This window comes from Psychroserpens sp., assembly GCF_047633235.1.
GTDB lineage: Bacteria > Bacteroidota > Bacteroidia > Flavobacteriales > Flavobacteriaceae > Psychroserpens.
In genome coordinates, this window is the sequence record NZ_JBLIET010000037.1 from 21,534 (window position 1) to 28,270 (window position 6,737).

Below are 6,737 nucleotides of genomic sequence, written 5' to 3' on the forward strand. Positions count from 1 at the left end.
TTTAACATCTCTATTTTACCATAAAGGGAGTCCTATTTGCTCAGTAATTATTCCCACTCAATAGTCGCAGGTGGTTTAGAACTAATATCATAAACCACACGGTTTACACCTTTTACTTTATTTATAATCTCATTTGAGGTCTTTTGTAAAAACTCATAGGGAAGGTTGACCCAATCTGCAGTCATTCCATCTGTACTTTCTACTGCTCTTAATGCCACACACTTTTCATATGTACGCTCATCGCCCATGACACCTACACTATTCACTGGTAATAACATTGCGCCTGCTTGCCAAACTTTATCATATAAACCCCAAGATTTTAAATTGTCAATAAACACAGCATCTACCTCTTGTAAGATTCGTACTTTTTCACGCGTGATATCACCTAATATTCTAATTGCCAAGCCTGGTCCAGGAAACGGATGACGACCTAAAATATCTTTATCCATTCCCATAGAAGCTCCTACACGTCGAACTTCGTCTTTAAACAATGCTCTTAAAGGTTCTACAATTTTTAATTTCATATAATCTGGCAATCCTCCAACGTTATGATGACTTTTAATCGTTGCACTTGGTCCTCCTGTTGCAGAAACACTCTCTATAACGTCTGGATAAATAGTCCCTTGCGCTAACCATTTTACACCTTCAATTTCATTAGACTCATCGTCAAAAACCTCAATAAATACACGACCTATTGCTTTCCGTTTTAACTCAGGATCACTTATATCCTCCAAAGCATCCAAAAAGCGTGCCGAAGCATCTACACCTTTAACGTTAAGCCCCATGCCTTCGTATTGCTCGAGTACGCTGGAGTATTCATTTTTCCGAAGTAAACCATTATTTACGAAAATACAGTATAAGTTCTTCCCTATTGCTTTATGCAGTAATATGGCTGCTACAGATGAATCTACACCTCCCGACAATCCTAGAACGACTTTATCGTTTCCTAATTGTGCTTTAAGTGCATCTACGGTTTCATCAACAAATGAATCTGGTGTCCAATCTTGCTCCACTTGTGCAATATGTACTAAGAAATTTTCTAATAATTGTTTCCCATCTGTTGAGTGATATACTTCTGGGTGAAATTGTATGGCATATGTCTTTTCACCTTCAATTTTAAAAGCTGCATTTTCAACATCATGCGTACTTGCCAATAAAACACCGTTGGTAGGTAGTTGCTTGATAGTATCACTGTGACTCATCCACACTTGACTTCCTTTAGAAATACCTGTAAAGAAGTCATCATCTTGTTTTACAAAACTCAAATTAGCTCTACCGTATTCTCTGGTATTAGACTCTGCTACTTTTCCTCCAGAAAAATGAGCTAAATACTGCGCACCATAACAAACAGCGAGCATGGGTTTTTTACCCCTTATTTGAGTAAGATCTGGATGCAATACAGCTTCACCTCTAACGGAGTTTGGACTACCAGAAAGGATGACAGCTTTAAAGCTCTCTGAATCTACAGGGATTTTGTTGAATGGATGAATTTCGCAATAGATGTTTAACTCTCTAACGCGACGTGCAATAAGTTGTGTGTATTGCGAACCGAAATCTAAAATTAGGACTTTGTTGTGTTGCATGTACAAAAATAGTAATGATTTAGGAATTAAGATTTAAGATTTGAAGTTTTTTGGGTTTACTTTTTAACACTTTATTATTTGTAGTAAAAGTGTGACGTTTTAAAGTCACTAAGATGTTGAAATGTAAATTAAAAAGCACGAAGTCTAATCGATATAAACAGTCAATATTAGTCTCTAAACTATGAATACTAATTCTGAACCGTTAACACCAAAAACTCACTTTTTAAAGGTTCTAAATTTTCTATTAACTTCAAAATAAGAACATCTCCATACTCTAAATAGAACTCAGAGAAATTCATATTACGCTCTTGCAAACTTTGGCGAGGAAACAAATCGTCTTGCAATACTGTAACCCGTTCTAAATGATCACTAAGTTTTCGTTTTTGTGCTTTAAGCAATCTACTCTCTAGATTGTCGAGTCCTTTAATTTGTTTTGCTTCTTGTGCTTTCACTGCGCCAATGAATGATTCATCAGTTTGCTCTGCGAGCACATATAACTCTTTAAATTGTTGTTCTAAATGTGCTTTTTGAGATGAAAAATCGATTGTGATTCCAGAGACTTGCTTGGTAACCTTAGTTCGTAATTCATTTTGTTTTAGAAACAAATCGTCCACTGAAACATTTAGCTTTTGAAGTTTATCTTTTTGTTTATCGGTCATAATTAACACCGAATTCCGAAGCAACAAGAGAGGAAACACGACCTTTTGTGCTTCAAAATTAGATTTGAGTTGCAACCAATAGGCCAACTCTCCTCCTCCTCCAATATAACAGAGGTTTGGCAAAATGACTTCTTGAAATAAAGGTCGCATAATCACATTTGGACTAAACCGCTCAGGCACCTCACTTAGGTGTTTAAGTATCTCACTCTTGCTCCAGGAAATAGCTGTATTGAGTACCTGATAAACACCTTCAGTTTCTATGATGCGTTCTCTTATATCTTTTGTGATATAGAACAGGTTTATTTCTCTAGGGTTTACTTGAATTTTATAATTTCCGTCAAGGCCATTTAAATGACTATTAGCTTGAGATACTTTATCAAAAGAGGTTTGATTTACCAACTCATCTTCTACATACGGGATAAACAAACGTTTCAATTCTGTATCATTACCATCAACAATCACCAAACCCTGGTCCTTGAATAATTCATTGACCAGATAACGCATGGCATCTGTTAAATCTTGATGCTCTAAATAAGCACTTTTAAATAATTGCTTTAGCGTTTCTGCATTGGTCGAAGTATTTAATTGGTTCGCAAAAACCTCAAAAACGCTGTCCAATCCGTCAAGCTGTAATTCACCTACCGCCCCAGATGCTTTTCGATTCCATTGTAGTTTTTGTCCTCTAAAATTGAAGTAATTTATCTCTTCAAAATCATGATCTTCAGTTGCCATCCAATAGATAGGTACAAAGTTTTGTTTTGGATATTCAGCCTTAAGCTGTGTGCACAAATTAATTGTGGAAATAATTTTATAAAAAAAATAAAGTGGCCCCGTAAATAAATTGAGTTGATGACCTGTAGTAACCGTAAACGTTTCGTTATTGCTTAGTAATTCGATATTCGTTTTAGTCGCTTCAGACACCGCAACAGATGCATATTGGTTTTTTACAGATTTCACCAAAACCACTCTCGTTTCCGAAGAAAAAGAACCTCGTTTTTCCTCAATTTGAGCTTTAAAATTCTCAAGCTTTGGAAACCGGTTATAGAACGATTTTAAATCATTATTTTCATCTAGATAATCGCAAATCAAAGAAGAGAAATAGTTGGTTTCTCTAAACGGAATACTGTCTGTTAGCATAGTTTCAATTCAATTCTAGCGTAAATATAAGCTTCTTCACTTTTTTGAGTCCTAAAGTTTAGTTAATACCTCGCATTACTTGAATTTAATGAAATTAAAATACCTTCTTTTTCTTTATGAAAATTAGAAAAATCAAGCATAGCATTAGCTAAGGTTTCATTATGCTAAAGCAGACATAATATGTTTTATCTCATTAAATTAGAATGATGCTTGTATATATTCACTTGCACTTCTTATATTTACTAATTATCACAACTCATTTAGATTTTAATATTATGATTAAGTCATTCGCTTTTATCCTTGCATTTGTTTGTTCTGCCTCAATTTTTGCTCAAAACCTACAATCACCTTCCGGTTTTTTAGGTTATGACATTGGCACAAAGTTTACCAGACACCATCAAGTTATGGATTACTTTAAACATATAGAGGCGCAGCTTCCTAAGCAAGTAAAAGTAGAACAATACGGACAAACCAATGAGCGACGACCATTGCTGTTAGTGTATCTATCTTCCGAAGAAAACATGAAAAATATAGAGCAAATACGAGAGAATAACCTCAAAAACGCTGGGGTATTGGAAGGCCCATCAACTACTAATGATATTGCGATTGTTTGGCTCAGTTATAATGTGCATGGCAATGAAGCGTCAAGTACAGAAGCGTCAATGCTTACCATTTATAAATTATTGACCGAGAACAAAGAGTATTTAAAAAATACGGTTGTGATTATTGACCCTTGTATTAATCCAGATGGCCGTGATCGCTACGTGAATTGGTATAATAAAACTGCGAGCGTGCCTTATAATATTGACCAACAAGCTAGCGAACATAGCGAGCCGTGGCCTGGAGGACGACCAAACCATTATTTATTTGATTTAAATAGAGATTGGGCTTGGGCTACGCAAGTCGAAACGCAAGCGCGATTAAAAGTGTATAACAAATGGTTACCTCATATTCATGTAGATTTTCATGAGCAAGGTATCAACGAACCGTATTATTTCGCACCTGCTGCCGAACCGTTTCATGAAGTTATTAGCGACTGGCAACGTAATTTCCAGACACAAATTGGTGAAAATCATGCTAAATATTTTGATGCTGAGGGCTGGTTATATTTTACTCGCGAACGTTTTGATTTATTATATCCAAGTTATGGTGACACCTACCCAACTTATATGGGAGCCATTGGAATGACCTATGAACAAGGTGGCCATGGACGTGCAGGATTAGGAGTTTTAAATGATGAAGGTGAGGTATTGACTTTAGTTGACAGACTAACCCACCATACAACTACTGGAATATCAACTGTTGAAATCTCGTCGCAAAATGCCAAAAAACTGAATACTGAGTTTGGCAATTACTTTGATAATTCAAAGCTGTTATATAAGAGTTATGTTTTACAAGGACATGCAGATAAGATTGAAAGCTTAACCCTACTTCTAGATAAACATGAGATCTCTTATGGTTTCGCTCAAGGTGGAAAAGTAACTGGGTTTGACTATTGGTCTTCTAAACAAGGGCAGCTCAACACAACGACTAATGATTTGGTGGTGAGCACCAATCAGCCTAAAGGAAAAATGGTAAAAGTATTATTTGAGCCTAACACAGCATTGAGTGATTCTCTTACTTATGACATCACGGCTTGGTCTGTACCTTATGCCTACGGATTAGGAGCCATTGCGAGTAAAAGCAATGTAAACACGAATGATAAATTAAGGAATGGCTATGCTACTCCTGTTTCAAATTCTTCTGCTACAGGTTACGTTATTGAATGGAATAGCATGAAGGATGCACAATTTCTTGCAGAATTACTTAAAAACAATATCAAGGTTCGATTTACAGAAAAACCGTTTACAACTCAAGGGAAAACATACAACAGAGGTTCTCTAATAATTGTTCGAGGAGATAATAAAAAGGTAGCTAATTTTGATGACAAAGTATTTGACATTGCCATTTCAAATAACAGAACTCCAAATGCTATTATCTCTGGATTTTCAACCTCAGGACCAGATTTTGGATCACCAGACATTAAATTAGTAAATGCTCCAAAAATAGCAATACTCTCTGGAGATTACACCTCATCATTAAGCTATGGTGAGCTATGGCACTTTTTTGAGCAGCAGCTTCACTATCCAGTAACTTCAATTAATACAAAGGACTTGTCTAGCACTAACTTATCAAAATACAATGTGTTGGTCATGCCAGATGGCTATTATAGTGGTTTTCTAAATGAAGACCTTACAGACAAAATTAAAATATGGGTTCGCTCTGGCGGAAAACTCATAGCTATTGATGGAGCATTAAACAGTTTTGCTGGCAAGGACGATTTTGGATTAAAAAGAAATCAAACGGAAGACTCCATAGAAAACAATCAAAACAAAACCATTAAATATGCAGACAGAGAACGTGATAATACTAAAAACTTAATCACAGGTGCTATTTTTAAAACAGATGTCGACAATACACATCCACTGGCTTTTGGTTATGACGACTATTATTTCACATTGAAACAAGGCAATACGTCTTACAGTCTTTTAGATACTGGTTATAACGTAGCCTATCTTGGTGACAGCCCTAAAAACGTATCTGGCTATGCAGGACAAGAGGCGCTCAAACAATTAAATAAGTCATTGGTTTTTGGCGAGCAACGTATGGGAAGTGGAAGCGTTATTTACATCGTGGACAACGTGATGTTTAGAAGTTTTTGGGAGAATGGAAAACTATTTTTTGTGAACGCTATCTTTTTTGTAAATAATAATTTGGCAGAATTATAAGATCTATTTTAATCTTTTTTTCTTCGGAAATTTTAGGTTCCAGCACAATAGATACCTGAACCTTTTTTTTAAAGATCCTTTACTTATACTATTTTTATAGTTATCTAAAACGACACCAAAAAGGTTCGCGTAATTTTTAAGGCGCATTAGATACAAAGAATATAATAGGGAAGTTTGGACACACTGGTGTTGACTAATAATTTACCAAAATACCTTGCGAAACATTTGAGCATTGCCTATAAAAGTTCATAAAGTGTGGTAACGATGAGCCCTTTACCATCCTTTAAAACAACAGACAATAATTGCCACTCTCCTTTTATCTTCAAATTAAAAGGCGGAGTTAATATACTCAAACCACTTTGCTTTTTCAACCTAATCCCTTGACCAGAAATAATATCTTTATTAGGTATAAAGTCTCCTTCAGGCACGTGCTCTGTTAAAATAACATATTTAAAATCTGTTAATTTATGTACTATGCGTTTTACTTCAGCATTGGATAAATGTTGTAAAACTTGCCTTAATAGAGCGCAGTCTCCAGAAGGTAAATCATCTACTGCAATATCCAAACAATGAAATTCTAAATCTTTCTC

Annotated in this window: 3 protein-coding genes and 1 pseudogene; 1 reads left to right on the forward strand and 3 read right to left on the reverse strand. The window is 35.5% G+C overall.

Annotated features, from left to right (window positions below; genetic code table 11):
* Positions 1-47 precede the first annotated feature (47 nt).
* Together guaA and bshC are read right to left on the reverse strand one after the other, a co-directional pair.
* Positions 48-1,583 (reverse strand): glutamine-hydrolyzing GMP synthase, encoded by a 1,536-nt coding sequence (gene guaA, locus ACJAZK_RS11655; RefSeq protein WP_415224131.1) that lies wholly within the window; start codon positions 1,581-1,583, stop codon positions 48-50.
* Between the two features lie 188 nt (positions 1,584-1,771).
* Positions 1,772-3,379, reverse strand: coding sequence for a bacillithiol biosynthesis cysteine-adding enzyme BshC (bshC, locus tag ACJAZK_RS11660; RefSeq protein ID WP_415224132.1), 1,608 nt, complete (start codon positions 3,377-3,379; stop codon positions 1,772-1,774).
* A 275-nt stretch (positions 3,380-3,654) separates the two neighbouring features.
* Between bshC and ACJAZK_RS11665 the strand changes: the two genes are divergently transcribed.
* Complete coding sequence (locus tag ACJAZK_RS11665) at positions 3,655-6,147, forward strand: M14 family metallopeptidase (protein WP_415224133.1); 2,493 nt, start codon at positions 3,655-3,657, stop codon at positions 6,145-6,147.
* A 236-nt stretch (positions 6,148-6,383) separates the two neighbouring features.
* Here the strand turns inward: ACJAZK_RS11665 and ACJAZK_RS11670 are convergent.
* Positions 6,384-6,737: pseudogene (locus tag ACJAZK_RS11670) on the reverse strand (SAM-dependent methyltransferase); the annotation flags it as partial.

Excerpts from the sequence above, each read along its gene's own strand:
- ACJAZK_RS11665 (WP_415224133.1), top strand. The coding sequence starts at position 3,655 with ATGATTAAGTCATTCGCTTTTATCCTTGCATTTGTTTGTTCTGCCTCA.
- bshC (WP_415224132.1), bottom strand. The coding sequence starts at position 3,379 with ATGCTAACAGACAGTATTCCGTTTAGAGAAACCAACTATTTCTCTTCT.
- guaA (WP_415224131.1), bottom strand. The coding sequence starts at position 1,583 with ATGCAACACAACAAAGTCCTAATTTTAGATTTCGGTTCGCAATACACA.